Below are 25828 nucleotides of genomic sequence, written 5' to 3'. Positions count from 1 at the left end.
TTATATTGGGTTGCGTATCAGTCGGTGGCGTAAATCGACTGCAGCATGACGGATGACCTTGCGCTGCTGCCGTCATGGCTGCGTGCCGTGATGCGATAGCGCTTGCAGGTAATGCCAGACGCAGTGCCCTCACCGGGGCGACATTCGAAGTCGGATCCAAGAAACTCTACAAAATATTCCGGTGTTACAGCCAAGCTGCCGGTGCCTACTGAAGCCAATGCCGTCCAGGATGCAAAACTGTCATCCAACCAGCGTGGAGAGTCCGTTGCAACGGGAGCAGAACAGCTCATCAACCCGCTGACCACGCTACACCCGGCGCCTGCGGCGGGCGTTGGTTTATTGGCTTCCACCAGCCCTTCCACGTTACGCAAGGCAGCTTCTGTCGCTTGAAAAGCCAGGCTGCGATCTAAACTGTGGTTCGCCATTCTTTCCTGCTGAGTTATGCCGCGAATGCCAGCCAAACCCAATAGCGTCATGATCACCAAAAGAATCAGACTGATGACAAGGGCTGCCCCTTTTTGCCTGGCAGCGTGTTGCTGGTGTTTGCGTTCCGGTGTGTAAATCATGGTGGGGGCGGTGGTTCGATAAAGGTGTCACGGTTACGCAGTCCAACAACATGGATCAAATGCCGCTGAATCGGGGTCTGGCTGGTACTGACGTTGTCGGTGGTCTGCAATGTCAGGTCGATGCGGACCGCGACGACTTGTGCGGTGGCGTTGTCATCAGGCCAGTTAGTGACTGCAGTGGCCGCCACCCAATCGCTGGCAAGGATGCCGGTTGTGCCGTTTCTGGTGAGGTAGGTGATTTGCAGGTCTTGCACGCCGGGGATCATCTCATCGGGTGACATGATGATGGTTTTCCCCCCCGTACCAGACCTCGTGATTGTGCTTCTATACAAGGAGCGTTGTCCGCTTTCGCTTTTGCCTATATACCAGAATGACGAATACAGTTTGGCCACAAAGCCAGGCTCTGGTGTGGCTGGTGTTGGGGCGAATTTCTTGGCTACCGTCGGGCAAGTTGCAAATGGTGGTGTTGCGCCAAGAAAATTGCTGCAGTTCATGTTAGTGACATCTGCTTTGTGATCGAGGTTCTTGCCTTTCCCCGCTCCACTATGGGGCGATGCATCGTAGAGCTGGAATATGGCTGAACTTAGTGAGTCACACACTAAGGCAATATCATTCTCTTGAAAACCTGAAGCAGATGTTAGTGTGATCAGCGTAGTGGCAATGTCATGTATGTCAATGGTCTTTTCGTCTTGATCGGCTCTCATCACCAAAACAGCATCTGTGCCAGAAACTCGGGCATTGGTCGTTGTGCCAAAAGCTTTTATACCCGTTTCGTCTTGGGTGTTGTCATAGCCACGCAGGGTGCCTGAATTCCAATCGGCCCAAACCGGAATCGCACCAGATGAGCGCAGCACATTGGCCACTGATTTAGAGCCACATGGGTTTTGACCTGCTTCCCGGAGGTCACGCGCCATCAAATCAAACGCAGTTCTGGCGTTTTCCTGGATGCGCATTAAGTTGTCGTTGACCTTGGCTGTTTGACTGGTCGAGACGAAAATACTGAGCACGCCCCCAACGATGACCAGGCCCAGTACCATCGAGATCATCAGTTCGATCAGGGTTAGACCACGTTGGTATTGGCGTTGCTCTGGCGCAGCGGTGTTGCACTTCATGCTTGGCTGGTTTCTACAAGGCTTTAAGTGGTTCATAGATATGCCTTAAAGCCTGGAAAAGGTTTCGACAATTTGCGCCCCCAAACCACCCAAACCTTCGTCATTCCAACTCACCTGAACGCGACAATTGCCGTCCGCATCACACAACACCGCGCCGCAGGTGAATTCGTTTGCTTTTGTGGTCTTTACCTCAGATTGGAGCGAGGTTATCCAGTCTCTGAGATTGTTGTTGACCAAGGTAGTCCCAGTCACGGCTGCAGGATTGCAAATTGGCCCGATCTTGCCATCCGCGTTCAGCGAACCGGTGTTGTAAGCCAATGCTTTGGCGCTGGCGCGGTCCACGCGCATGGCGTCCAGGATGTAGTAGCTCATCACCACGGCTTGTGTTTTTTGCATGCTGCTCTGATTTCCCTTGATGGCGCGCGCTTGCAGGGCGGCCATCCCAAGCAGGCCAAAACTGGTGATTAGCAACGCCACCAGAACTTCTATCAAACTAGCACCACTTTGGGTTTTTAAAGAGTTGGGTTTCATAAGCATTTGCTTAGCCTCGACATCAGTTTTAGGTAGGCGCTGGGCAAGAAGCTGCGACACCAGTTTTTTTGACGACATTAACTCGCCCTACAGAATTGATCACGATATCTCTTGAGCGTGTGTCGTTTGTGAGTGCGGTTGAGCTGCTGCAGACACGAAGAGTGCCCGCTCCAAAGCTTCCATCCATTAGTTTTGTTTGTCCATCGGAGCTAAAAGAAACATAAGAAGGTAAGTTGGTTTTTATGATGATGTTATTTGTCAGTGCCTGGCTGATGGCAGTGATGGTTTCGTCGGTGGTATCGACCTTTGCGCTTGCGCCGCTGTGGTCGTTATCGTTGAACGTGATCCACCCCTGCGACCATTCACCTGTTGTGGTGCATTGCGTACCGTTGGCGCTCATACAGACAGTGACGCGCTTACCCCGGCGAATTGCGTCTGACCTTGCGCGCGCAAAGGTGGCAATCAAATCGTTGGTGGTGGATGTGAGGTTGGATGACGCGATCAGGCCTTGAAAACTAGGCACCGCGAGTGAAGCGAGAATCGCCACGATGGCAATCACCACCAACAATTCAATTAGGGTGAACCCTTTGGTGGAGCTGCGCAGCCTAGCAGAGTGTGTGAACATGCTTCAAGTTTATTCAGATGTAACGAGGCAAACGAGTCCGTTTGTCGCCACCGGCTGTCCTCCCGTCGGTTTGACTGTCAGGACCGTCTACCGCCCCACCTCATCCACCATCGCCCTGAATTCGTCAATATCCTCAAAACTCCGGTAAACGCTGGCGAAGCGGATATAGGCGATCTTGTCGAGCTTTTTCAATTCCAGCATGACAAGTTCGCCAAGGCGGCTAAAAACTACTTCGCGCAGGCCGAGGTTCAGCAGCTGCCGATGAGGCCAGCGTTGAAGGTGCTATTGCCCCCATAAGCTTGAAATCGGCACAGCCCAGAGGCTCTCCCCAAGTGGCAGTGTTTCAGTGCCATCGTAGAGAATCACCCCCAACCTGAACTGGTCTCCAGCAATATTCGCCAGCCGTTTGAGACCGCGCAGATCGGCTTGCCTGACCGAAGCCGTAGCCTTGATCTCCACCCCAATCAATTGGCCAACTGCGTTTTCGATGACGACATCGACTTCGAACTGATCGTGATCGCGGTAGTAAAGCAGTTGGTAGTCGCCGTCGGCGCTTGTGGCGTGCTTGAGCAGTTCCCCATACACGAAGGTTTCCAGCACATGACGAAACCGGCTGCGATCCTGCGCCACCATGGCGGGTGTCAGATCTATCAGGGTGGACATCAGGCCAGAATCGATGAACTGCACCTTGGGGGTTTTTACCACCCGGCTGAGCCGGTTCATGGCCCAAACATTGACTCGCTTGAGCAGGTACATCTGTTCAAATATGCTGACATATCGGGCTGCCGTCTTGTGATCCAGCCCGACCTGGCCGCCCAATTGTGTGTAATTGCACATCTGGCCTGAAACATGTGCCAATGCTCGCAAAAAGCGGGGCAGCTGGTCAATTCGGTCAATACCCGCCACATCGCGCACATCGCGCACATCGCGCTGGATGATGGCGTCGATGTACTGGCGAGCCCAAGCCGTGCGCCGGCGCGGTGTGGCGCCTGAAACAGCTTCAGGGTAACCGCCACGCAGCACCGCTTCTACCAGCGCCTCTCCCACCAATGGAGTGGACAATTTGGGGAGATGACCGGCAAAGGCGCTGTCCAGCCAGTTGAGGGTGGTGCCGTGCATCTCGCTTTGCGACAGGGGCAATAACATCAGGGTTTCCATCCGCCCGGCCAGCGAATCCGCCACGGCGGACAGCGCCATCAAATTGGCCGACCCCGTCAGCAGGAAGCGTCCGGGGCGCCTGTCCTCATCAACGGTTTTCTTGATGGCAAGCAGGAGAGCCGGAGCTCGCTGGACTTCATCAATGATGGCTCTATCCAGACTGCGAATCATCCCCACTGGGTCTTCCCTTGCGGCCAGCAGAGTCAGCTCATCGTCAAGCGTGAGGTAGCGTAGCTCTGGGCCAGCCATCTGGCGTACCAGTGTTGTCTTGCCGGCTTGCCTTGGACCGGCGATTAATACGACGGGCGTGTCTGTCAGGGCCTCGGCGACGCGTGCTTCGATGTGCCTTGAATAGAGTGGGGCAGGGACGTTCATGGATGCACGATAGTACCGTGCGATTGGGAATCCATCAACGTAAATCAGGGAATTTAAAGTCGTGAAATTGGGAATGCAAGGACGTTAAATTGGGAAATTTAGAAGCCTGAAAATGTGAAAGACTCATCTTAAGGTCCCGTAGATACCAAGCCTACCGCCCAACCTCATCCACCATCGCCCTGAACTCATCGATATCCTCAAAACTCCGGTACACGCTGGCGAAGCGGATGTACGCAATCTTGTCGAGCTTCTTGAGTTCTAGCATGACCAGTTCGCCCAGGCGGCTGGAGGCCACCTCGCGCAAACCCAGGCTCAGCAGCTTTTCCTCGATCTGCTCGACCGCTGCATCGATCTGGGCGGTGCTGACCGGGCGCTTGCGCAGCGCCAGGGTCATAGAACCCAAAATCTTGCTGCGCTGGTAGTCGGTGCGGCGGCCGTCTTTCTTGACGATGGACGGAAAGCTGACGTCGGCGCGCTCGTAGGTGGTGAAGCGCTTTTCGCAGGCTGCGCACTGGCGGCGGCGGCGAATGAAGTCGGCGTCTTCTGAAATCCGGGTTTCGACCACCTGGGTTTCAAGATGGCCGCAAAAAGGACATTTCATAAGTCCCCCGCGCAGGTTCTTAAGCGTTTCAGGCCGTTTGCGCAACAACCACGGGCGCAAGCAGCTATTGAATTAATAGCTGTCGCGCCCTTCATGGCGTTCAGCCGTAAACCGGAAACCGGCTGGTCAGGGCATGAACCTTAGCGCGAACCGCTTCGATGTTGGCCGCATCGCGCGGATTGTCGAGCACGTCGGCAATCAGCTGGGCCGTCATGCGCGCTTCCTCGTCGCCAAAGCCGCGCGTCGTCATGGCCGGGGTGCCAATGCGCACGCCGCTGGTGACCATCGGCTTTTCCGGGTCGTTCGGAATGGCGTTCTTGTTGATCGTCATGTGGGCGCTGCCCAGCACGGCTTCGGCTTCCTTACCAGTGATGCCCTTGGCGCGCAAATCGACCAGCATGACGTGGCTTTCGGTGCGGCCGCTGACGATGCGCAGGCCGCGCTCGGTCAACGTTTCAGCAACGATTTGCGCATTTTTCAACACTTGCTGCTGGTAAGTCTTGAACTCGGGCGACATGGCTTCCTTGAAGGCGATGGCCTTGGCGGCAATCACATGCATCAGCGGGCCACCCTGCAGGCCGGGGAAAATCGCGCTGTTGATGGCCTTTTCGTGCTGGGCCTTCATCAGGATGATGCCTCCGCGCGGGCCGCGCAGGCTTTTGTGCGTGGTTGACGTCACCACGTCGGCATGCGGCACCGGGTTGGGGTAGATGCCGGCGGCAATCAAACCGGCGTAATGCGCCATGTCCACCAGGAAAATCGCGCCGACGTCCTTGGCCACCTTGGCGAAACGCTCGAAATCAATGCGCAGGCTGTAGGCCGAAGCGCCCGCAATGATCAGCTTGGGCTTGCTTTCGTGGGCCTTGCGCTCCATCGCGTCGTAGTCGATTTCTTCCTTGTCGTTCAGGCCGTAAGACACGACATTGAACCACTTGCCGCTCATGTTGAGCGACATGCCGTGCGTCAGGTGGCCGCCTTCGGCCAGGCTCATGCCCATGATGGTGTCGCCGGGCTTCAGGAAGGCGAGGAACACGGCTTCGTTGGCCGACGCGCCGCAATGCGGCTGCACGTTGGCGGCATCGGCGCCAAAAATTTGCTTGACGCGGTCGATGGCAAGCTGTTCGGCGACATCGACATGTTCGCAACCGCCGTAGTAGCGGCGACCGGGGTAGCCTTCGGCGTATTTGTTGGTGAGCTGCGAGCCTTGCGCGGCCATGACGGCGGGCGAAGCGTAGTTTTCGCTGGCGATCAGCTCGATGTGCTGTTCCTGGCGGGCGTTTTCAGCCTGGATGGCGGCAAAGATTTCTGGGTCGGTCTGTTCGATGAGAATGTTGCGGTGGTACATGGCAGTCCTTCAAGACTTCGGTTCCTTGTCCTTTGGCTCTGTTTAAGAGCAGAGGAAGCAAGGGCTGCCCAGGCGAACGGCTGAACGCTTTTTGGCCAAATAGCCGCAAACGGTGCGCTTCCCCGTGGTGTCCCACGTCCGCACCGATGGTTGTAAAACCCCGGTGCCTATCGCCAGTCGCGCACCGCGCTAGTGTAGCGCAGGGTGCTTGTCCAGTCAGTTCTCAAGCCATCAGGACTGGTCCAGTTGCGCCACATCCTGTGAAAGTTTGCGGTCAGAGGACGGGGTCTGCGTCTCGGCTGGCAAGGAGACTGACGTGGTTCGCGCTGGTGCTGGTGCTGCAACGTAACGCGTGGTCGTGGGCGGGCGCTTGCCGCCGACCACGTCCAGCAGGCGGGCGCGTTCGGCCATCACCTTGCTCGCATAGCCGCCGTCGCTTTCCAGATTGGCGGCACCCACATAGTATTTGAGCCCGCCTTCGATGGAGCCGGCGCGTGTGATGCACTCCTGCAGCACCTTGACACCGACACGCAGGTTGGCCACCGGGTCGAAGGCGGCGAGCCTGCCGCCGATCTTGGCGTATTTGTCATGATGAACCTGCGTCATCACCTGCATCAGGCCCTGCGCGCCCACCGGGCTCTGGGCGAATGGATTGAAACCCGATTCAATGGCCATGATCGCCAGGATCAGCGTCGGGTCGAGTTTGGCGTTGTGGCCAATCTCGAAGGCTTCGGCCACCAGCGTTCCGACCGGCTCCTGCGCTACCGAATACTTCTTGCTGATCCACGAGGCAACTGCCGCCTGCTGGCTCGACAAGGCCTTGGGCTTGTCAACAACCGGACGCTCGGCCACCACCGGTTCCCTGGGTGTGAAGCTTGCGGGTTCCACCACCGGTGCGCGTCGTTCCTGCAGCCAGGCCATGAGCTTGACCTCGCCTGCGTCGCGCAGGTCGGGCCGGGCCATCAGCGTGACCACCGCAAAGGCCACGACCAGGCCCAAAAGGGCAAAACTGCTGTGCGTGATCACGAAAAATCCACGGGCAATGTCGTCGGCAACCGTCCCAAGGCCGCTTTTCACATTCTTCAGATAAGCCTTGACGTTGAAATCAGGACGGTTATTCACTAGCGCTGTCATAGCACTCCTTTCTTTGCATGCAGACCTTGGGGGGTTGCGCAGGCTTTGATTGGGTCGCCATCAAACCAGGCAGATGCCTGCTGGTTGTTGACCCTCGTTGATACTGCCGGGGAAGGCAGCGCGTTCGGGTAAGCCCTTGTCTTTGGGGAGCTTGAGCGCATTCTAGTTTTGGGTTAAATAACCTGTCAATAATAAAGAATTTAATTGATATATGAAATTATGTTTAAAGAAGGCTTTTTTTGTCAAAAAACAGTCAAATTCACGATGTTCAGTGTTTCTTTTCAAAGCTTGCTTCAGGTAACGTTTGGCACGGCAATGCCTGGGCATGGCCGGGTAATGTCTAAAGAAAATACCAATCGCTCCGGTTTGCGCGATTGAAAATTTAGGCTTGCCGGCATGATGCGGCGGCTTTAATCTGCAGTTGTCCGAGTTTTCGGACGCCAACCGGGTAACCAGTCCCGGTAATACCCGGAAGCAATCACTTGCTTCCATCGCACTGCGAGACGATTCATCTCTCCTTTTGCGAAGCCAGATGGCATGGGTTTTATGCCCGCCATCAACCCCGGCCAGTCCTGCTGACCGGGGTTTTTCTTTTTCCGGTGACCCGCTTCACAACAAGGCATTGACCTTTGGCGCCGGGTGTCAAAAACTAGGCAGCTATGACAGGCAATGCAATCAAGCCCGGGTGGTTAAACCGGCTAAACACGTTTTTGGCCGGCGCCGGTGCGGTGCTGCGTTCGCCGCGCTGGCATCGCCGTGTGGCCTGGGCCGTCGGCATCTGGCTGCTGGTCTGGGCGCTGGCTTATGCCGCCGTGCCGCTGGTCGTCAAGTCGCAGCTCGAACGCCTGGGTTCCGAGAAACTCGGGCGCCGGGTGAGCGTCGGCGCGGTGGACTTCAGGCCCTGGTCGCTCGAATTGACGGTGCATGACCTGGCGATTGCCAAGGCCGAGCCAGCTTCCCCGCAGGCCGTTCCCCAGCTGAAAATCCGGCGCCTCTATATAGATGCGGAACTGGTGTCGCTGCTGCGGCTGGCGCCCGTAGCCGATGCGCTGACGGTCGAGGAGCCAGTGGCGTCGCTGACCTATTTTGGCCAGGGACGCTCTGACATCGACGACATCCTGGAGCGGCTCAAGACGACCGACCCGCAACCGGCCGGCGAGGGCGCGCGGTTTGCGCTTTACAACCTGGTGCTGAGCGGTGGTCGCCTGGACCTTGCCGATGAATCGGCCCACGCCACGCACAGCCTGTACGACTTGCATCTGGCGGTGCCGTTTTTGAGCAATCTGCCTTCGCAGCGCGAGATCAAGACCGCGCCCCGGCTGGCGTTCGTGCTCAACGGCAGCCGGTTTGACACGGCCGCCGTGGCCACGCCGTTCGCGCCGACGCGCCAGACCGACGCAACGATCCAGCTGCGCGATCTTGATTTGCAGCCCTACCTGGCCTACTGGCCCGACAGCCTGCCGTTCCGGCTGCAAAGCGCCGTGCTGCAGGCCGACGTCCAGCTCGCGTTCGAGCAGAACCCCGCCCCAAGCTTGAAGATTTCCGGAACCGTCACCGCCGGCAAGGTCAGGCTGCTGGAAGCCAGGCCACCGGGTAGCGCGCCGGGCGCCGGCCCCGAGCTGCTGACCTTTGACCGCCTGCACCTGGTGCTCGACGATGTGCGGCCGCTGGAGCAGCTGGTCAAGCTGTCGGCGGTGGAACTGAGCGCGCCCCTGCTCTCCGTCGCGCGCGACCGGGCAGGGCGGCTCAACCTGCTGCCGGCCGAGAAGTCGGCTGCTACAAAAAGCGTAGCTGGAAGCGCAGGTCCGGCAAGCGCAGAAGGCCAAAATGATGCAGAAACGCAGGCCCCGGCACCTTCCGCCAAGCCGTGGCGCATCCAGGTGGACAGGGTGAACGTCAAGGGCGGTGCGCTCGGCTGGCTTGATGAAACGCTGCCGTCGCCGGCCCGCATCCGCCTGAAAGACCTGGCGCTCAATGCGACGTCAATCGCCTTTCCGTTTGCGGACAACGCGCCTTTCCAGTTCAGCGGCTCGCTTGGGCTGGACCCGTCGATGCCGAATCCGCCGGTAGCGGGCAAAACCGCCGCGAAGTCTTCGGTTGCCGTGGCTGCCGTGGCGCCAGCAAGCCCGCCGGGTGCGCCGCTTGTCGCCTTCAAGGGTTCGGCCACCGACACGGCCGCCGATGCCACGGCCACCATTGGCGCCTGGCCGCTCGACATGGCGGCGAAATACGTCGGCCAGTTCCTGCTGCCGGCGCTCAGTGGCCGGCTGGATGCCGACGTCGGCCTGAAATGGCAGGCCGCCCAGGCCGGCAAGCCGCAGGCCCTGCGCATCACCGCGCCCGCGCTGGCGCTCAGCGATGTGCAACTGGCGCAGGGCGGCGCTTCGCTGGTGTCGGTTCAGCGCGCGGAACTGGCCGGCGTGGACATCGACCTGCCGGGCCAGTCCTTCAGCGCCGCAAGCCTGCAACTCAGCCAGCCCCGGGCCAAGGTCGAACGCGATGCCGGCAAGCGCTGGATGGTCGAAAGCTGGCTCGTCGCTCGCGACGCGGTGCCCGCCGCCTCATCCGCCACGCCAGCGGCCGCGCCGTGGGCCGTCGCCATCGATGAAGTGGTGTTGGACGGCGGCGCCATGTCATTTTCCGACAAGGCCGGCGCCAAGCCTGTGGCCTTCGAGGTGACGGCGGCAAATGCCCGGCTCGGCGCGCTGGTGCTGGGCGACCGCCCTGCCGGGCAAAAACAGAAGCCGGCCGCGCAGGCCATGCCGCTGTCGGCTTCGCTGCGGCTGGCCACGGGCCGGTTCCCGTCCGGCAAGCTCGATTTCAAGGGCGACCTGGCCCTGGCGCCGCTGCAGGCCAAGGGCCAGCTGGCGGTCGAGCGCCTGCCGGTCCAGGCATTCGAGCCTTACTTTGCCGGCGCGCTGAACATCGACCTGCTGCGCGCCGATGCCAGCTTCAAGGGCCGGGTCGCCTTCCGCGACACCGCCGCCGGTCCGCAGGCCGAGGTGGCGGGCGACGCGGCGCTGGAGTCGTTCAGCGCCAACACCCTGGCGCCGGCCGAGGAATTGCTGGCCTGGAAGTCGCTGAACGTGCGCGGCCTGAAGGTGGCGCTGGACCCGGCCCGGGCGACGCGGGTGGACGTGCGCGAGACCGTGTTGAGCGATTTTTTTGCCCGTGTCATCGTCCTGCCCGACGGCCGCATCAACCTGCAGGACCTGGTGAAGCCGGCAACGGAAGTGGCGGGCGCAACCCCAGTCGATGCTACAAAAAATATAGCTGCTAACGCAAGTCAGACCAGCGCAAACGGCCTAAAAAGCTTAAAAAATCCGGAAATTGCCGCCGTGACAGCGCCTGCCGCCGCTGCTGCGCCATCTGGCCCAAAGCCCATCATCAACTTCGGCCCGATCAGCCTGCTCAACGGCCAGGTGCGGTTTTCCGACCGCTTCGTCAAGCCCAACTACTCAGCCGACCTGAGCGAACTGACCGGCACGCTCAGCGCGTTTTCATCGGTCGCGCCTGTCGCCGGCAATGGCGCGGCGGCGGTGCCCGCCATGGCCGACCTGGAACTGCGTGGCAAGGCCGAAGGCAGCGCGTCGCTTGAAATCACCGGCAAGCTCAACCCGCTGGTCACGCCGCTGGCGCTGGACATCACCGGCAAGGTGCGCGACCTGGAACTGCCGCCGCTGTCGCCCTATGCCATCAAGTATTCCGGCTACGGCATCGAGCGCGGCAAGATGAGCGTCGATGTGAACTATGTGGTCTTGCCCAACGGCCAACTCACCGCCAAAAACAAGCTGGTCCTGAACCAGCTCAGTTTCGGCGACAAGGCCGAGGGTTCGACGGCCAGCCTGCCGGTCAAGCTGGCCGTGGCGCTGCTGGCCGACCGCAACGGCGTGATCGACCTCGACCTGCCCATCAGCGGCTCGCTCAACGACCCGCAGTTCAGCCTCGGCCCGGTCATCGCCCGGGTGATCCTCAACGTCATCACCAAGGCGATCACCGCGCCCTTCAGCCTGCTGGCGCGCGCGCTGGGCGGCGGCGCTGACGAACTGGCGACGGTGAACTTTGCCGCTGGCAGCGCGCAGCTCACGCCGGACGCCCGCGCCGGGCTCGACAAGGTCGCCAAGGCGCTGGCCGACCGTCCGGCGCTGCAGCTGACCGTGGTCGGCACCGGCAGCCTGGATGCCGAGCGCGACGCCTTCCAGCGCGAGCAGCTGGCCGAACGCGTGCGCGCCGAAAAGCGCCGCCAGCAGGGCGGCGCAGCGACCGAAGCCGCCAGCGTCGGTGCGGACGAATACCCGGCGCTGCTTAAGGCGGTGTACCGGCAAAGCGAGCTGCCCAAGCCGCGCAACCTGGTCGGCCTGGTCAAGGACCAGCCGGTCGGCGAGATGGAAAAGCTGCTGCTCTCAAGCATTTCAGTCAGCGCCGAAGACCTGCGCCAGCTGGCGGTCAAGCGCGGCCAGGCGGTCAAGGATTACCTGGTTTCGCGTGATCTGCCGCCGGCCCGGCTGTTCCTGGGCGCGGCCCGAACCGTGCCGCCAGACGCCAAATGGACGCCGCATGCCGAACTTAATTTGGCAATGCCGTAAAAACAGCGAAAATACGCGGATTGCTTTAATGTTTAAAGCTGTAGGTAGCCAGGCCTTGCAAGCCACAAACCGAATTTTTCTTCGCTGACAGAACTTCCTGTTCTTCGCCCCTTGAGTCTTGACGCTGCCGGCAGGCACGCCCGTCGGGGGCTTTGAATGCGTGGCGCAGGTGCTGTTGCTGGCGGCTTTTTTTCCGAAACGATTGTTAACTATGCTGCGCTTTCCCTTGTCCAAATCTTCCAAAGCCGACACCACGCCGGCCGCCGCCGTGAAAACCAGCCCCGGCAAAAGTGCCGAAGTCCATCCGCTGGACGGCCTGACGGGCGGCGCTTTTTCAGCCTCCACCTCGGGCGAGCGGGCTTCCCGCATCCGCCAGTGGCTGACCACCGACCCCAGCGTCGAGCAGATGGCCGAGGTGTACAAGGACCTGGCCAACCGTGACAAGGGCGCAGCCAAGCCGCTGAAGGAAAAGCTCGACGAAGCCCGGCGCAGCAAGGGCCAGGAAGCCGTGGCCGCCGAATGGGCCGAAAAAGCCCAGGCGCTGCTGGCGCTGCCCAAGCTGAATCTGGCCAATGCCCTGGCCTGGCAGCGCGACGCCGCCAAGGCCGGCGCGCCGCTGTCCAAGGAGCCGCTGGCCGGCCTGAAGGTGCAGCTCGCCGAGCGCGTCAAGACGATTGAAGACCTGCAGCACCGCACCCAGGTGCAGCGCGAGGCCGCCGTGCTGATCGCCCAGCGCATCGAAGTGCTGTCGATCAAGCCGTGGCGCGATGCCGAGTCCGTGCTCGACACGCTGCGCACCGACGTCGCGCACTGGCAGGCCCAGGCCGACGAGCTGACGCAGGATGCCAACTGGGCCAGCGTCGATGGCAAGTTCCCGCCGCTGTTAGAGGCCTCGCGCGGCCAGCTGCTGGCCGTCTGGGAAGCTTTCCAAAGCGCCTTGGCCGTGGCCATGAAAGCCGCCGAAGATGCGACTGCGCCACTGCCCGCCGTGCCGGTCTGGGCCGACGAGCTGCGCGCTGGGCGCGGCCTGCCGACCTCGAAATCCGAACACAAGGGTGCCGCCGACGCCGGCCAGCCGGCCCGCGCGCCCAAGACCAAAATGGACCCGGCCGCGCTGAACGACCTGCGCGCCAAATCGTCCGCCTTCGTGCAGCAGGCGCTTGCCAAGCTGGAGCATGAAGTCACCGAAGGCCACGGCAAGTCCACGCCCAAGGTCGCCGCCGAACTGCGCCAGGCGCTGAAAGACAACATCCGCAACATCGACAGCAAGCTGGAGGCCGCAGCGCATGCCGCGCTGACCGCCGCTGGCGAACTCGAAGGCTGGCAGCGCTGGCGTGCCGACCAGATCCGCGAGGAACTGGTCGTCAAGGCCGAGGCGCTGCTCGCCAAGCCGCTGGGTGGTCGCAAGCAGCAGGACGCATTGCGCCACATGCGCGAGCAGTGGAAGACCAGCGACCAGGGCGGCACGCCCAACCACGCGCTGTGGAAACGTTTTGACGATGCCTGCAACGAAGCGCACAAGGTCGTCGAAGCCTGGCTGGAAAAGGTCAAGGAACAGGCCGAAGCCCACAAGGCACAGCGCCAGGCGCTGATCGACGAAGTGCTGGCCTGGGCCGAAGTACACAAGGACAACGCCGACTGGAAGATGCACATCCGCAGCCTGAACGGCTTTGTCGAAAAATGGCGCGAAGCCGGCCATCTGGGCGACAAGGCGTTTGCCGAAATCCAGCCCGTCTGGAAAGCCGCCATGGACCAGGCCGATGCCGGCCTGACCGCCGCTAGAGGCGCCAGCCTGGCGCGTCGCCGCGCCATGATCGAGGAAGCGCAGACGCTGGGCGCCGAGCCGCAGTTGCGCATCGACGCCGTCAAGTCGCTGCAGCAGCGCTGGCAGCATGAAGCGCAAAGCGTGCCGATCGAACGCAAGCAGGAACAAAAGCTCTGGGACGCGTTCCGCAAGCCGATTGACGACGCCTTCCAGCGCAAGACCGTCGAGCGCGAAAAAGCCGCCTCTGCCTTGGGCGAACACGACCGCTACGTGCTCGAAGCGGCCAAGGCCGTCGAGCTGGCCACCGCCAGTGGCGATGCGCAAAAAATCCATGCTAGCGCCAAGGCGCTGGAAGCCGCCGTGCGCGGGCAGGTTGCCGCCGCTGCAGCCGATGCCAAGACCGCCGCCGACGTGGCCGATGCCGCCGCCAGCCGCGCCGAATCCTCGGTTTCTGAGCAAAATCAGCCTTCCGCGCAGGATGCGCCTGCGCAAGCAGCTACTGAAAGCATAGCAGCCGACGCTGCAGTCGATGCCGACGGCAACCCGACGCCTGAAGCGATCGAGGCCGGTTTTTCCGAATCGTCGGAACCCGCCATCGCGCCCGCAGAGCCTGCTGCCCCGCCGAAACCTGCCCCCAAGAAGATCATCGCCATGCGCGGCGACGACCGCCCCGGCGCCCGCAAGGCCGAACCCGCCGGCGCTGCCGGCCGTGGCGGCAAGTTTGGCGACCGCAAGGACGCGCGTCCGGGCGGCAAGCCCAGCGGCCCGCGCCAGAGCACTGACAACAAGTTCGAGCCTTACCGCCCCGAGCGCACCGATCGTTTCAGCGAACGCAGCGAGCGTCCGGCATTTGAAGAGCGCGGCCCGCGCCTGGGCGATGCCGCCTTCCGCGCCCAGCGCGAGGCTTTCGAAGCCGCCAACCATGCGCTGAAAAAGCTCGCCATGCAGGCGCACGGCGAAGTGCTGACCAACCTGTTGACCGCATGGGAGAAGCGCGACCCCGAGCAGCTGCCCGCCGCGCAGGAACTGGGCAAGCAGGTCGCGCCAGCGGTGCGCAGCAGCTGGGTGAAAGCACTGGGCGAGCCGGCCGGGAAAGATGCCGCCGAAGCGCTGTTGCGCCTGGAAATGGCTGCCGAACTGCCAACGCCGGCCGAGCACATCAGCGCACGCCGCATGCTGCAACTGCAGCTGCTGACCCGCCGCAATGCGCCCGCACCGGCCGAGACCTGGGGCGAGGACACCGCCAAGGTGCTGGCCGCCGAGTTTGATGGCGCCAATGCCCGGCGCCTGCAGAACGCGCTGAAAGCCTTGCTCAAGCGCTGAAGCCTCAGGCCGAACGCCAAACACCGCCTCCACGCCGTATGGACGCCATAGCGATGCGGCGCAACCCGGCCCTGGCTCTACTTTGCCTTCCTCCTTCCCCCGCTGGGGGAAGGTTGGGATGGGGGCCTCCCCGAATCAGAAGGCTGTACGCTCGCACAACCCTGGCCGCTGCCGCGCTTTCTGGTGCCCGGCAAGGTGGCGGGTTGGCGTTTGACCACCGCTGGCCCCCATCCCCGCCTTCCCCCAGCGGGGGAAGGAGCCAGTCAGGGCGACATCGCCCTGGGTGCAACCCCATGCCCCGCCACCTTTTTCTTCCCACGCCATGACACCCCAGGACTTTATTCAAAAATGGGGTCCCGGCGGCCCGGCTTACGGCCTGAACGAAGAGCAGGGCGCGCAAAGCCATTTCCTCGACCTGTGCGAGTTGCTGGCCGTGCCCAAGCCCGGCAGCGAAGCGGGCTACCTGTTTGAGGAAAAGAACAGCGTCATCGGCGGGCGCACCGGATACGCCGACGTGTTCCGGCGCGGCGCCTTTGCCTGGGAAAACAAGGCGCCCGGCAAGAACCTCGACGCCGCTCTCAAGCAACTGCTGAGCTACCGAGCTGAATGAATACGCCGCCGAACTGGCGCGCGTCACGGTGTGGATTGGCGAACTGCAATGGCGGCTGCTGCACGGCTACGAGTTCAAGACCAACCCGGTGCTGGAGCCGCTCGACCACATCGAGTGCCGCGACGCGCTGCTGGTCTTGCTCCCCGACGCATCGGCGAATCAACTCCCTCCCCTTTGGGGGAGGGCGGGGGTGGGGGCGGACCCCGACTTCATCCGGTCGAAGCCGAGTGGCCGAAAGCCAGCGTGGTGATGGGGAATCCGCCGTTTCTGGGCGGCAGCAAGAAGCGCCGTGAACTGGGCGATGGGTATTTTGAGGCGCTGGCCAGCGTATTTGAAGGGCGCGTTCCCGCTGGTGCGGATTTGGTTTGCTACTGGTTTGACAAAGCACGCGCCGCCATTGCGCTCAATGATCTTGGCGCTGCGGGCTTTGTGGCGACGCAAAGCATCCGAAGCGACTCCAACCGCGCGGTGCTTCAGGCGATCAGAAAAAACACCCGGATTTTTGACGCCTGGAGTGACGAGGCCTGGGTGAACGAGGGCGCTGCTGTTCGCGTGTCACTGGTCAGTTTTGGCAAGGGTGAAAGCTGTTTCCTGAACGGTAAGCCGGTCGAGCAAATTACCGCAGAGCTGGGCGGTTCGGTTGAAAGCGACATGTCGCTGGCCCAGCCGCTGGCTGAAAATGCCGGCACCAGCTTTGAAGGCACCAAAAAATACGGCGACTTTGATATTGCGGGTGAATTGGCGCGCTCGTGGTTGCACCAGCCCAACCCGCATGGGCGGCCCAATTCGGATGTCGTCAAGCCTTGGCGCAACGGGCAGGGGCTTGCCAAGAGACCCGCAGATATCTGGATTATTGATTTCGGCTCCGAGATAACTGAATCTGAAGCTGTTTTGTATGAAGCGCCTTTTAAACATGTGTTGCGCTTGGTGAAACCCGAACGGGTAAAGGCAAGGCTGCCTGAGAACTGGTGGTTGCACGAACGTTCGCGCGGAGCCATGCGCATTGCCATGTCTTCCCTTTCCCGCTATGTCGCCACAGTTCGCGTCTCAAAACACCGTTATTTCTGCTTTTTAGACTCTACGGTTTTGCCGGACACTCGCCTGAACGTTTTCGCCCGCGCCGACGACACGACCTTCGGCCTATTGAGTTCGCGCGTCCACGAAGTCTGGTCGCTGGCGCAGGCGTCCATGCATGGTGTGGGCAATGATCCCACCTATAACGCCAAATCCTGCTTCGAAACCTTCCCTTTCCCGGCAGGCTTGACGCCCGCCGACACTGCGCATCAGAAAACCGAGCAAGTCGGGGTCAGCCCTCACCCCGGCCCTCTCCCAAAGGGCGAGGGAGCAAGAGTGGGCGCGCAAGCCGGTGATGCCGCCATCGTTCCTGCGGGTCTTTGCGGCGACGTGGAAACTGCTGCCACGGCCATCGCCCGCGCCGCCAAGCGCCTGAACGACCTGCGCGAACACTGGCTCAATCCGCCCGAATGGACGCAGCGCCTGCCCGAGGTGATTCCGCTGGGCATGGACGCGTCGCCGTACCCCGACCGCATCGTGCCGAAAAACGGCCATGAAAAGGAGCTGGCCGAACGCACGCTGACCAAGCTCTACAACCAGCGTCCGGCGTGGCTCAATGCCGCCCATCAGGCGCTCGACGCCGCCGTGGCCGCCGCCTACGGCTGGCTTGACTACCGCGCCGACATGGCGGATGAAGAAATTCTCAAGCGGCTGCTGGCGCTGAACCTGCAGCGCGCCAAGGCGCAAGGCGCTACCAAATAAATAGCTGCTTGCGCAAGCGGGGCGGGCGCAAACTGACTTTTTTGCTTAAGACTGGCAATGTTCAGGTGATCGGGTGCGCCTTGCCTTGCCCCGGAATAGGCCAAACGGGCTAACGGGTCGCATTGTTGGAAGCGTGTCGGGGTTCAATAATTCAGGCAATACCCCAACCACAAGCGCCACAGCATGCACAGCAGATCAGCCCCGAATGTTCTGAAATTGAGCGTCATCCTTCCATGCTTCAACGGCGCGGCCACGCTTGCCGTGCAGCTTGAAGCGCTCACGGTGCAGCACTGGCCGGGCGGCTGGGAGTTGATCGTTGTCAACAACGGCTCGACCGACGGCTCCATGGCGATGGTCGAGTCCTACCGGGCGCGGCTTCCCATGCTGCAAATCGTCGAAGCGCATGTGCCGGGCACGCCCCGGCTGGGCGTGCCGCATTCCTACAACACGGGCATCCAGGCGGCCACGGGCGATGCGTTTGTGTTTTGCGAGGCCGACGATGAAGTCGCACCTAGCTGGCTGGCCGCCATGGGCCGCGCCTTGACGGCGCACGACTTCGTGCTGGCGCGGCTGGACCACCGCAAGCTGAACGCCGACTGACTTCATCCGCCGCACGGCGAGGGCTACCAGTCGGCAGGGCTTTTCCGCATGCCTGTGGCGCCGCATTTTTTCTCGGCCAGCGCCTGCGGTTTTGGCCTGAGCCGCTCGATTTATGAAAAGCTGGGTCCGCTCAATATTGATTTTCCCATCGTGCATGACGGGGAATATTGCTGGCGGGCGCAGCTGGCCGGTTACGCGCTGCATTTTGAACCCGAAGCGCTGGTGCACTACCGCGAAAAGTCGGCGCTCATGGCCAGGTTCCGTCAAGGGCAAAACTGGGGGCGCGACACCACCCGGCTGCACCACCACTATGGAACGGCGATGGGCCGGCTCAGTTTGCCCCGGCATCTGGTTTCAATCGCCCGGTCGCTGCCGTCAGGTGCCTGGGCAGCGCTGTCGCGGGTCTTGCGCCGGCCTCAGGGGCAGGCCTTGCTGGCCGAATGGATCTGGAGTTTTGGCTGGGCTGCGGGCAAGCTGCAGCTGATTTTGCAGAAACCGGCGCTGTCGCCTAAAAAGGGAATGGCGCTGGCTGCGGCCGACCAGATTGCCTCTGGCTAAGCAGTGCGCAGGCGAGTCAGCGCGCAAACCACATGCGCTGGAAAACGCCGTCCTTGTCCACCAGCAGGTGCTTGAGCCCGGCCAGCACATGCACCGACACCAGCCCGACCAGAAGCTAGGTGGTGAACGAATGCGCCTCGAAAAAGGCTTCGGCCAGGTCGTGGTTGGCTTCAAACACGCGGGGCAGGGCGGTGCCAAAAAACACGATGCCTTTGTCGCTCAGCAGCGAACCAATGATGCCGAACACCGGCATGGCGACCATGGCGGCGTACAGCAGCCCGTGCGTTGCCCTGGACATGTTGACCTGCCAGGACGGCAGGCTGGCCGGCAGCGGTGCAGGCGTGTGCCCGAGCCGCCAGACCAGGCGCAGCAGCACCAGGCCGGCAATCACCAGTCCGACGGACTGGTGCAGGTTGAAGAACCAGGCGCTGCCCGGATCGTCTTCAATTTCCGTCATGTACCAGCCCAAGGCGACCATGCCGGTGATCAGGACGGCCAGCGTCCAGTGAAGCAGCATGGCCAGCGGCGCATAGGGGGTCGGTTTGGGCGGCGAAGTGGAGGGGCTTGACTGCATGGGGTAAATGCTCCTGGACGAGGTGGTTTCAAAAGGCCGGACGCGTGCGCCACAAACCCGTAAGGGTTTATCCTAGGTCGGCAAGATTAAGAAACGATTAAGGGCCAATTGGGCAAGCACCCCGCCTATTGCCAGCCAAAGCGCCGGATGTAGTAGCGCTTCATCAGCGTTGTCAGCAGCGCATAGCCCAGCAAGATCGCGGCCAGCCAGCCAAAGTAGGCCGGCGGCAGCGCCTGGAGCTTGAAGTAGCTGGCCAGCGAGCCCATCGGCAGAAAAATGCCTGCGGCCATGATGAGCAGCGTCATGCCCAGCAGCGGCCAGGCGGCGCGGCTTTCAATGAACGGGATTTTGGGCGTGCGGATCATGTGAACGATGAGCGTTTGCGTGAGCAGGCCGACCACGAACCAGCCCGACTGGAACAGGGTCTGCGACGCGATGGCGTTGGCCTTGAACACAAACCACATCAGCGCGAACGTGGTGATGTCGAAAATCGAGCTGATCGGCCCGAAATACACCATGAAGCGGCTAATGTCGTCCGGGTTCCATTTCAGCGGCTGGCTGACCAGGTCGGTATCGACGTTGTCAAACGGAATGGCGATTTGCGACATGTCATACAACAGGTTTTGCACCAGCAGCTGCAGCGGCAGCATAGGCAAAAACGGCAGAAACACGCTGGCCACCAGCACCGAAAACACATTGCCAAAGTTTGAGCTGGCCGTCATGCGGATGTACTTCAGCATGTTGCTGAAGGTCTTGCGGCCTTCGATCACGCCTTCTACAAGCACCATCAGGCTGCGTTTAAGCAAAATGATGTCGGCCGCTTCCTTGGCAATATCGACCGCCGTATCGACCGAAATGCCGATGTCGGCGGCCCGCAACGCCGGCGCGTCGTTGATGCCGTCGCCCATGAAGCCGACCACATGGCCGTTGGCGCGCAGGCTGCGCACGATGCGCTCCTTGTTCATCGGCGACAGCTTGGCAAAAATGGTGTGCTTCTCGACTGCTGCGGCCAGCGCCGGGTCGTCCATGGCGTCGATCTGCGGACCGAGCACAATGCCCTGCACCCCAAGGCCGACCTGGCGGCAGACTTCGGACGTCACCAGTTCGTTGTCGCCGGTCAGTATCTTGACGGTGATGCCGTGGGCCGCCAGCGCCTTGAGCGCCGGCGCGGTCGATTCCTTGGGCGGATCGAGGAAGGCGATGTAGCCCATCAGCGTCAGCGCCGACTCGTCGGCCACTGAATACACCGACTGGCTGGGCGGGATTTCCTTCATCGCCACGGCGACCACGCGCAGGCCTTTTTCGTTCAGCTCGCGCGTGACGCGGTGCACGCGCTCGAGCATGGCGGCGTCCAGCGCCACGATGTTGTCGCCGTCCCGCGCCTGCGTGCAGATGGCGGTGACTTCTTCCACCGCGCCCTTGCAGATCAGTTCGTGGTGGTGGTTGCGCTCGGACACCACGACCGACATGCGCCGGCGCTGGAAGTCAAACGGAATCTCGTCGATCTTCTGGTAGTTCTCGGCCAGCTGTAATTCTGTTTTTACCTCGACATGCTCCAGCACGGCGTGGTCGAGCAGGTTTTTCAGGCCGGTCTGGTAGTAGCTGTTGAGGTAGGCAAAGCCCAGCACTTCCTCGGATTCGTGGCCGAACACGTCGGTGTGGCGCGCCAGGGCGATCTTGTCCTGCGTCAGCGTGCCGGTCTTGTCGGTACACAGCACGTTCATGGCGCCAAAGTTCTGGATGGCGTCGAGCCGCTTGACGATGACTTGTCTGCGCGACAGCAGCACCGCGCCCTTGGCCAGCGTGGAGGTGACGATCATCGGCAGCATTTCAGGCGTGAGCCCGACCGCCACCGACAGCGCGAACAGGAAGGCTTCCGGCCAGTCACCCTTGGTGTAGCCGTTGATCAGGAAAACAATCGGCACCATGACCAGGGCAAAGCGGATCAGCAGCCAGCTGACCTGGTTGATGCCGGCCTGGAAGGCGTTGACCTCGGGCGCAGCGGCCGTGACACGCGTGGCCAGCGTGCCGAAGTAGGTGTGGTTGCCGGTGGCCAGCACAACAACGGTCGCCGAGCCCGACACCACGTTGGTGCCCATGAACACCAGGTTGGCCATTTCCAGCGCGCTGCCGGCCTTGGCTCCGGCCTCCGGAAATTTTTCGACCGGCAGGGATTCGCCGGTCATGGCCGACTGGCTGACAAACAGGTCCTTGGCGCTCATGACGCGGCCATCGGCCGGAATCATGTCGCCGGCCGACAGCAGCACGATGTCGCCGGGCACGAGCTGCCTGATCGCCAGTTCGACCTGGCCGGCAGGCGGCATGCCGGGCGCGGCGGGTGCATTGGCGCCTGCGCTGCCACGCCGGATCACGGTGGCCTGGTTGCTGACCAGCTCTTTCAGCGCCAGCGCGGCCTGGTTGGAACGCCGCTCCTGGACAAAGCGGATCAGTGTGGAAAGCGCCACCATGCTGCCGATCACGATGGCCGCCTTAAGGTCCTCGGTGACAAACGACACAACGGCCAGCACGGTCAGCAGCAGGTTGAACGGGTTCTTGTAGCTCAGCCACAGGTGCAGCCACCAGGACATCGGTTTTTCGTGCTCGACCTCGTTGGGGCCGACCCGGGCGCGAATGGCGTCGGCTTCGGCGTCGCTCAGGCCTTCCTTGCGGCTGCCCAGTTGCGTCAGCACGCTGGCCAGGTCGTCATGGGCTTGCTGCTCCAGTTGGCGGGACAAGGGGGCGGGCACGGCCCCGGCGCGGTGTTCTTTCGGCAGCGACTCGAAAATCACCCGGCGGCGAAACAGGTGGCTGGTGTGGCGCGAGGCCAGGAAACGCCCAAAAAGCTGACTGAAGAGGTTCATGGGTTTTGCCGTTTTTGTTTTTCCGCCTGCCGGTGCTTGCCGCCATCGCCCTTGCCGGACGTGGCCGGAATTTACGCTCTTTTTGTGTCGGCAAGGGCGGGCGTTACAAACACCTGGTGACGCGGGTTACCCCGTCGTTCTGGCGGGTCAGCATAAAATACTGCTCTGCTACTTAATCAATAGCAGCATGCGAATACGCAGTATGCGCAAAAGCCTATTTTGACTTGAAAAACCGGTCAAACAACGCGGTCAGGTCGGCAAAGTCTTGGGTGAAGCGTTCGCGGTTGACGAAGTAAGCCTCGCAGGCGACGGCAAAGAATTCGGCCGGCGCGCTGGCGCCATAGGCGTCCAGCCAGGGCGGCTGGGCGCCAAAGCGTTCGGCCATGGAAACCTGCTCGCAAAAGCGGTCGTAGGCAGGCTGCATCACCGCTTGCCAGTGCGCCTCGGCGGCGCGGGACGGCAGGGGCGGGCAGCCGTCGGCCGCGCCGTCCTTCATGTCGATCTTGTGGACGAATTCGTGGATCACGACGTTGTGGCCGCGCCCGGCCGATTCGCCCGACGCGGCCACGTCCTGCCAGCTCAGCGTGACCGGGCCGCCGTGCATCGCCTCGCCCAGCAGCGCTTCGCGGTAGTCGTGCACCACGCCGGCGGGGTCGATGGCCTTGCGCCGCGCCAGCATGGCGCCGGGATGCACGACGATGCCAGTGAAGTCGTCATACCAGCTCAGCCCCAGGCGCAGCACCGGCAAACACGCCTGCGCGGCAATCGCCACGGCCATTTCGTCGCTCACTTCCAGGTCGTGCGCGCCGGTGAATTCCTTGTTGAGCAAAAACCGGCCCACCAGCAGGCGAAGCGCCTGCCGGTCTGCGTCGGCAAGCCGCGCCAGGAAAGGGTAATGCTGCAGCGTGGACTGCCACAGCGCTTCGGGAATCGCCTTGGGCCGGGCGCCGGGCAGGCCCAGGGCGCCCGCCAGGTTTTGCAGCCAGTTCAGCATGGCGCCGGCCTCATGCGCAGGGCAGGGCGATGCGCCGCAGGCCGCTGCTGTCCAGGCGCAGCACCTCGGCGCGCGGCATGCTGGCCTGCGCGTCCCAGTCGCTCAGCACCACGCGCGACAGGCCGTTGCCCAGGTCGTGAAGCGCGGGCTTGTGGGTGTGGCCGTGGATCAGCGTGGGGGCCTGCGCTGCCTGTAGCCACTGGCGGGCGGCGTCACGGTCCACGTCGGCGTAGTCCAGGCCTGAGCGCTTGCGCGCCTCGCTTTGCCGGCGCATCTCGCGCGCCATGGCTTGGCGTTCGGCCAGCGGCTTAGCCAGAAAAGAGCGCTGCCAGCCGGAGCTGCGCACTTGCTGGCGGAATTCCATGTAGTCGGTGTCGTCCAGGCAGAGCGCATCGCCATGCGACAGCAGCCAGCGCTGGCCGGCAAAGCTCAGTACCGTCGGGTCGCCTAGCAAGGTGGCGTGGCAGGCGTCCATGAGGGCCGGACCGACCAGGAAGTCGCGGTTGCCGTGCATGAAGAAAAGCGCCAGCCGGCTCCCCGCCTGGGCCAGCACGCTGGCGCAGCGGTTTTCAAAACTGGTTTGCGGGTGAGTGTGAAAGTCGGCGCTGACGGCATCGTCGCCAACCCAGACTTCAAACAGGTCGCCGAGGATGAACACCGCATCGGCCGGCGTGCTCTGCAGATAGTGTTGCCACACGCTGAAGGTCGCGGGATCGTCGGCATCTAGGTGCAGGTCGGAAATGAAATCGACCGTGCGCCACGATGGCGGAGCAGCAAGCTCGGCCAGGGGAGGAACGGTCGAAAAAGGGTGCATGTCGGACTCAATCAAGCTCACACAAGCTCAGTCCGGCTGCCGAATCAGGCCAGCGCGGCGGCTTTTTCAATCACGACGTCTTCAACCGGCACGTCGTCATGAAAGCCCTTGCGGCCGGTCTTGACGGCCTTAATCTTGTCCACCACGTCGGTGCCCGAGACAACCTTGCCGAACACGGCATAACCCCAGCCCGACGCGTTCTGGCCGGTGTGGTTCAAAAAGCCGTTGTTGCCGACGTTGATGAAGAACTGCGAACTGGCCGAATGCGGCGCATTGGTGCGGGCCATGGCGACGGTGTACATGTCGTTTTTCAGGCCGTTGGTGGCTTCGTTCTCGATCTCGCCGTCGGTCGGCTTTTGCGTCATGCCGACGGCAAAGCCGCCGCCCTGGACCATGAAGCCAGGAATCACGCGGTGGAACACGGTGCCGTCGTAATGGCCCTTGTTGACATAGTTCAGGAAGTTGGCGACCGACTTGGGCGCTTTTTCAGCGTCGAGTTCCAGGGTGATGACGCCGTAGTTGGCAATGTGCAGTTCGACTTTCGGGTTGCTCATGGATGTGTCCTTTAAGGATGGGTTTAGTTGACGAGGGTTGCGGATTTGATCACGACGGGCGTCTTAGGAACGTCCGACGGGAAGGGGCCGCCGCTGCCGGTGGGCACGGACTTGATCTTGTTGACCACGTCCATGCCGCTGGTGACCTTGCCGAACACGGTGTAGCCGGGGGCCAGGGCGTTCGGGTTCAAAAAGTCATTGTCTTTCACGTTGATGAAAAACTGCGACGAGGCGGAGTTGGGCTCATTCGTGCGGGCCATGGCCAGCGTGCCGACGACGTTTTTCGAGCCGCCCTTGGCCAGCGCCTCGCGGCCTTCATGCACCACCGGGGCGCGGGTTTTCTTTTCGGCATAGGCGCTGTCGTAGCCGCCGCCCTGCACCATGAAGTTGTTGATCACGCGGTGAAATACCGTGCCGTCGTAGTGCTTGTCCTTGACGTACTGGAGAAAATTCTCGACCGTCTTGGGCGCCTTGTCGGGATAGACCTCGACCACGAAGTCGCCTTCGCTGGTGGCGAACTTGACCTTGGGCGCGGCGGGATCGGCCGCGAAGGCCACGCCGGCGCTCAGGGCGAGGGCGGCCAGCAGGAGGGATGCGCTGCGGCGGGTGAAAGCGGTGCCTGGAATGTTCATGGGGTGGATCTTTTCAAAAGGTAAGAATTGAAATCAAGGCGCCTTGGCCGGTGCGGCAGCCTTGGCGGCGGGTGTCAGCAACTGGTTGACCAGCGCCAGCTTGGGCGGCAGCGCGGCGTTGGCCGCATTGAGCTGCAGCGCGCGGCTGTAGGACTGGCTGGCCAGCCGGGCATGCACATCGCCCAGGTTTTCGTGGGCCACGGCATAGCGCGGGTTCAGGCGAATAGCCATTTCCAGCGATTCCCGGGCCTTGTCGAACTGGCCCAGGCCGGCATACAGCACGGCCAGGTTGTTGTAGGGCTCGGGCAGTTCGGGATAGTCGCGGTTGAGCTGGGCAAAGGTTTCCATGGCTTCGGCGGTCAAGGCGGTCTCGCTCTGGATCACACCCTTTAGGAAACGCATCTGCGGATCGCGCGGCTTGGTTGCCAGGTATTTGTCGGCGCTGGCCAGGGCCTGGGGAAACTGCCGGGCGCTGATCAGCCGGTTGACATCAGTGTACTCGTCGGCATGGACTCCCGGCGCGCCAAACAGCGCGAGCAGCAGCAGGCTGGCCGGCAGGAATGACAGGGGACGGCGAAAAAGGACGGCTCGCGTGGGCATAAGACTCTCGTTGTTTTTGGGGAAACAGGGGGCCACGCCGAGACGGGAGGTGGCCGGATTTGCAGAGTCGCGACAGGCGCCAGGCCCGGCTCGATATACTGATTAATTCTAGCCGAGGGGGTATAGTCACCCTC

22 protein-coding genes, 1 pseudogene and 1 riboswitch are annotated in these 25828 nt (G+C 62.0%); of the genes and pseudogenes, 6 read left to right on the top strand and 17 right to left on the bottom strand.

What is annotated here, in order from left to right; all coding sequences use genetic code 11:
• Nucleotides 1-17: 17 nt before the first annotated feature.
• The 10 genes and pseudogenes from ACP7AD_RS14280 to ACP7AD_RS14235 form a co-directional block, all read right to left on the bottom strand.
• The gene (locus ACP7AD_RS14280) at nucleotides 18-566 is read right to left on the bottom strand and encodes a pilus assembly PilX family protein (protein ID WP_426148398.1); all 549 of its coding nucleotides are present in this window, start codon (nucleotides 564-566) and stop codon (nucleotides 18-20) included.
• Nucleotides 563-1678, bottom strand: coding sequence for a PilW family protein (locus tag ACP7AD_RS14275; RefSeq protein ID WP_426148399.1), 1116 nt, complete (start codon nucleotides 1676-1678; stop codon nucleotides 563-565). The genes ACP7AD_RS14280 and ACP7AD_RS14275 overlap by 4 nt, the downstream gene beginning before the upstream one ends.
• 45 nt (nucleotides 1679-1723) lie before the next feature.
• Nucleotides 1724-2209, bottom strand: a complete 486-nt coding sequence (gene pilV, locus ACP7AD_RS14270; protein ID WP_426148400.1) for a type IV pilus modification protein PilV — start codon at nucleotides 2207-2209, stop codon at nucleotides 1724-1726.
• A 28-nt stretch (nucleotides 2210-2237) separates the two neighbouring features.
• Nucleotides 2238-2834, bottom strand: coding sequence for a GspH/FimT family pseudopilin (locus tag ACP7AD_RS14265; RefSeq protein ID WP_426148401.1), 597 nt, complete (start codon nucleotides 2832-2834; stop codon nucleotides 2238-2240).
• A gap of 87 nt (nucleotides 2835-2921) precedes the next feature.
• Nucleotides 2922-3092 (bottom strand): annotated as a pseudogene (locus ACP7AD_RS14260) (transcriptional regulator NrdR); the annotation flags it as partial.
• Nucleotides 3093-3116: 24 nt separating this feature from the next.
• Entirely contained in the window at nucleotides 3117-4367 is a 1251-nt protein-coding gene (locus ACP7AD_RS14255) for an ATP-binding protein (RefSeq protein WP_426148402.1), read from the bottom strand.
• 151 nt (nucleotides 4368-4518) lie between these two features.
• On the bottom strand, nucleotides 4519-4968 hold the full coding sequence (gene nrdR / locus ACP7AD_RS14250) for a transcriptional regulator NrdR (protein ID WP_426148403.1): 450 nt from the start codon (nucleotides 4966-4968) through the stop codon (nucleotides 4519-4521).
• A gap of 100 nt (nucleotides 4969-5068) precedes the next feature.
• A complete protein-coding gene (glyA, locus tag ACP7AD_RS14245; RefSeq protein ID WP_426148404.1) occupies nucleotides 5069-6313 on the bottom strand; it encodes a serine hydroxymethyltransferase in 1245 nt (414 codons plus the stop codon).
• Nucleotides 6314-6372: 59 nt separating this feature from the next.
• Nucleotides 6373-6504: riboswitch (ZMP/ZTP riboswitch) on the bottom strand.
• 40 nt (nucleotides 6505-6544) lie between these two features.
• Nucleotides 6545-7447 (bottom strand): transglycosylase SLT domain-containing protein, encoded by a 903-nt coding sequence (locus tag ACP7AD_RS14240; RefSeq protein ID WP_426148405.1) that lies wholly within the window; start codon nucleotides 7445-7447, stop codon nucleotides 6545-6547.
• Between the two features lie 162 nt (nucleotides 7448-7609).
• A complete protein-coding gene (locus ACP7AD_RS14235) occupies nucleotides 7610-7939 on the bottom strand; it encodes a hypothetical protein (protein ID WP_426148406.1) in 330 nt (109 codons plus the stop codon).
• Nucleotides 7940-8106: 167 nt separating this feature from the next.
• Between ACP7AD_RS14235 and ACP7AD_RS14230 the strand changes: the two genes are divergently transcribed.
• From ACP7AD_RS14230 to ACP7AD_RS14205, 6 genes are all read left to right on the top strand, one after another.
• Complete coding sequence (locus ACP7AD_RS14230; protein WP_426148407.1) at nucleotides 8107-12033, top strand: DUF748 domain-containing protein; 3927 nt, start codon at nucleotides 8107-8109, stop codon at nucleotides 12031-12033.
• 211 nt (nucleotides 12034-12244) lie between these two features.
• Nucleotides 12245-15121 carry a DUF349 domain-containing protein gene (locus ACP7AD_RS14225; protein ID WP_426148435.1) on the top strand — a complete coding sequence of 959 codons (2877 nt, stop codon included), beginning with the start codon at nucleotides 12245-12247 and terminating at the stop codon, nucleotides 15119-15121.
• 322 nt (nucleotides 15122-15443) lie between these two features.
• The gene (locus tag ACP7AD_RS14220; RefSeq protein ID WP_426148408.1) at nucleotides 15444-15731 is read left to right on the top strand and encodes a hypothetical protein; all 288 of its coding nucleotides are present in this window, start codon (nucleotides 15444-15446) and stop codon (nucleotides 15729-15731) included.
• Between the two features lie 249 nt (nucleotides 15732-15980).
• Nucleotides 15981-17507 (top strand): DNA methyltransferase, encoded by a 1527-nt coding sequence (locus ACP7AD_RS14215; RefSeq protein WP_426148409.1) that lies wholly within the window; start codon nucleotides 15981-15983, stop codon nucleotides 17505-17507.
• Between the two features lie 216 nt (nucleotides 17508-17723).
• Entirely contained in the window at nucleotides 17724-18107 is a 384-nt protein-coding gene (locus ACP7AD_RS14210; RefSeq protein ID WP_426148410.1) for a glycosyltransferase family 2 protein, read from the top strand.
• 48 nt (nucleotides 18108-18155) lie between these two features.
• Nucleotides 18156-18665, top strand: coding sequence for a glycosyltransferase family 2 protein (locus ACP7AD_RS14205; RefSeq protein WP_426148411.1), 510 nt, complete (start codon nucleotides 18156-18158; stop codon nucleotides 18663-18665).
• Between the two features lie 115 nt (nucleotides 18666-18780).
• On the opposite strand, the gene ACP7AD_RS14200 is transcribed toward ACP7AD_RS14205, so the two are convergent.
• The 7 genes from ACP7AD_RS14200 to ACP7AD_RS14170 all read right to left on the bottom strand — a co-directional run bounded on the left by ACP7AD_RS14200 (nucleotide 18781) and on the right by ACP7AD_RS14170 (nucleotide 25694).
• On the bottom strand, nucleotides 18781-19239 hold the full coding sequence (locus ACP7AD_RS14200) for a cytochrome b (RefSeq protein ID WP_426148412.1): 459 nt from the start codon (nucleotides 19237-19239) through the stop codon (nucleotides 18781-18783).
• 125 nt (nucleotides 19240-19364) lie between these two features.
• Complete coding sequence (mgtA, locus tag ACP7AD_RS14195; protein ID WP_426148413.1) at nucleotides 19365-22100, bottom strand: magnesium-translocating P-type ATPase; 2736 nt, start codon at nucleotides 22098-22100, stop codon at nucleotides 19365-19367.
• Nucleotides 22101-22314: 214 nt separating this feature from the next.
• On the bottom strand, nucleotides 22315-23094 hold the full coding sequence (locus ACP7AD_RS14190) for a zinc-dependent peptidase (RefSeq protein WP_426148414.1): 780 nt from the start codon (nucleotides 23092-23094) through the stop codon (nucleotides 22315-22317).
• Nucleotides 23095-23104: 10 nt separating this feature from the next.
• Nucleotides 23105-23908, bottom strand: a complete 804-nt coding sequence (locus tag ACP7AD_RS14185; protein ID WP_426148415.1) for a UDP-2,3-diacylglucosamine diphosphatase — start codon at nucleotides 23906-23908, stop codon at nucleotides 23105-23107.
• Between the two features lie 44 nt (nucleotides 23909-23952).
• Nucleotides 23953-24462 carry a peptidylprolyl isomerase gene (locus tag ACP7AD_RS14180; protein ID WP_426148416.1) on the bottom strand — a complete coding sequence of 170 codons (510 nt, stop codon included), beginning with the start codon at nucleotides 24460-24462 and terminating at the stop codon, nucleotides 23953-23955.
• A 23-nt stretch (nucleotides 24463-24485) separates the two neighbouring features.
• The gene (locus tag ACP7AD_RS14175; RefSeq protein WP_426148417.1) at nucleotides 24486-25094 is read right to left on the bottom strand and encodes a peptidylprolyl isomerase; all 609 of its coding nucleotides are present in this window, start codon (nucleotides 25092-25094) and stop codon (nucleotides 24486-24488) included.
• A 33-nt stretch (nucleotides 25095-25127) separates the two neighbouring features.
• The gene (locus ACP7AD_RS14170; RefSeq protein ID WP_426148418.1) at nucleotides 25128-25694 is read right to left on the bottom strand and encodes a tetratricopeptide repeat protein; all 567 of its coding nucleotides are present in this window, start codon (nucleotides 25692-25694) and stop codon (nucleotides 25128-25130) included.
• Between the last annotated feature and the right edge of the window lie 134 nt (nucleotides 25695-25828).

This window comes from Polaromonas sp. DSP2-3-2b2, assembly GCF_049895905.1.
GTDB lineage: Bacteria > Pseudomonadota > Gammaproteobacteria > Burkholderiales > Burkholderiaceae_C > Polaromonas.
The sequence above is the reverse complement of the archived record's forward strand: the minus strand, read 5'-3'. Positions and strand labels throughout refer to the sequence as shown.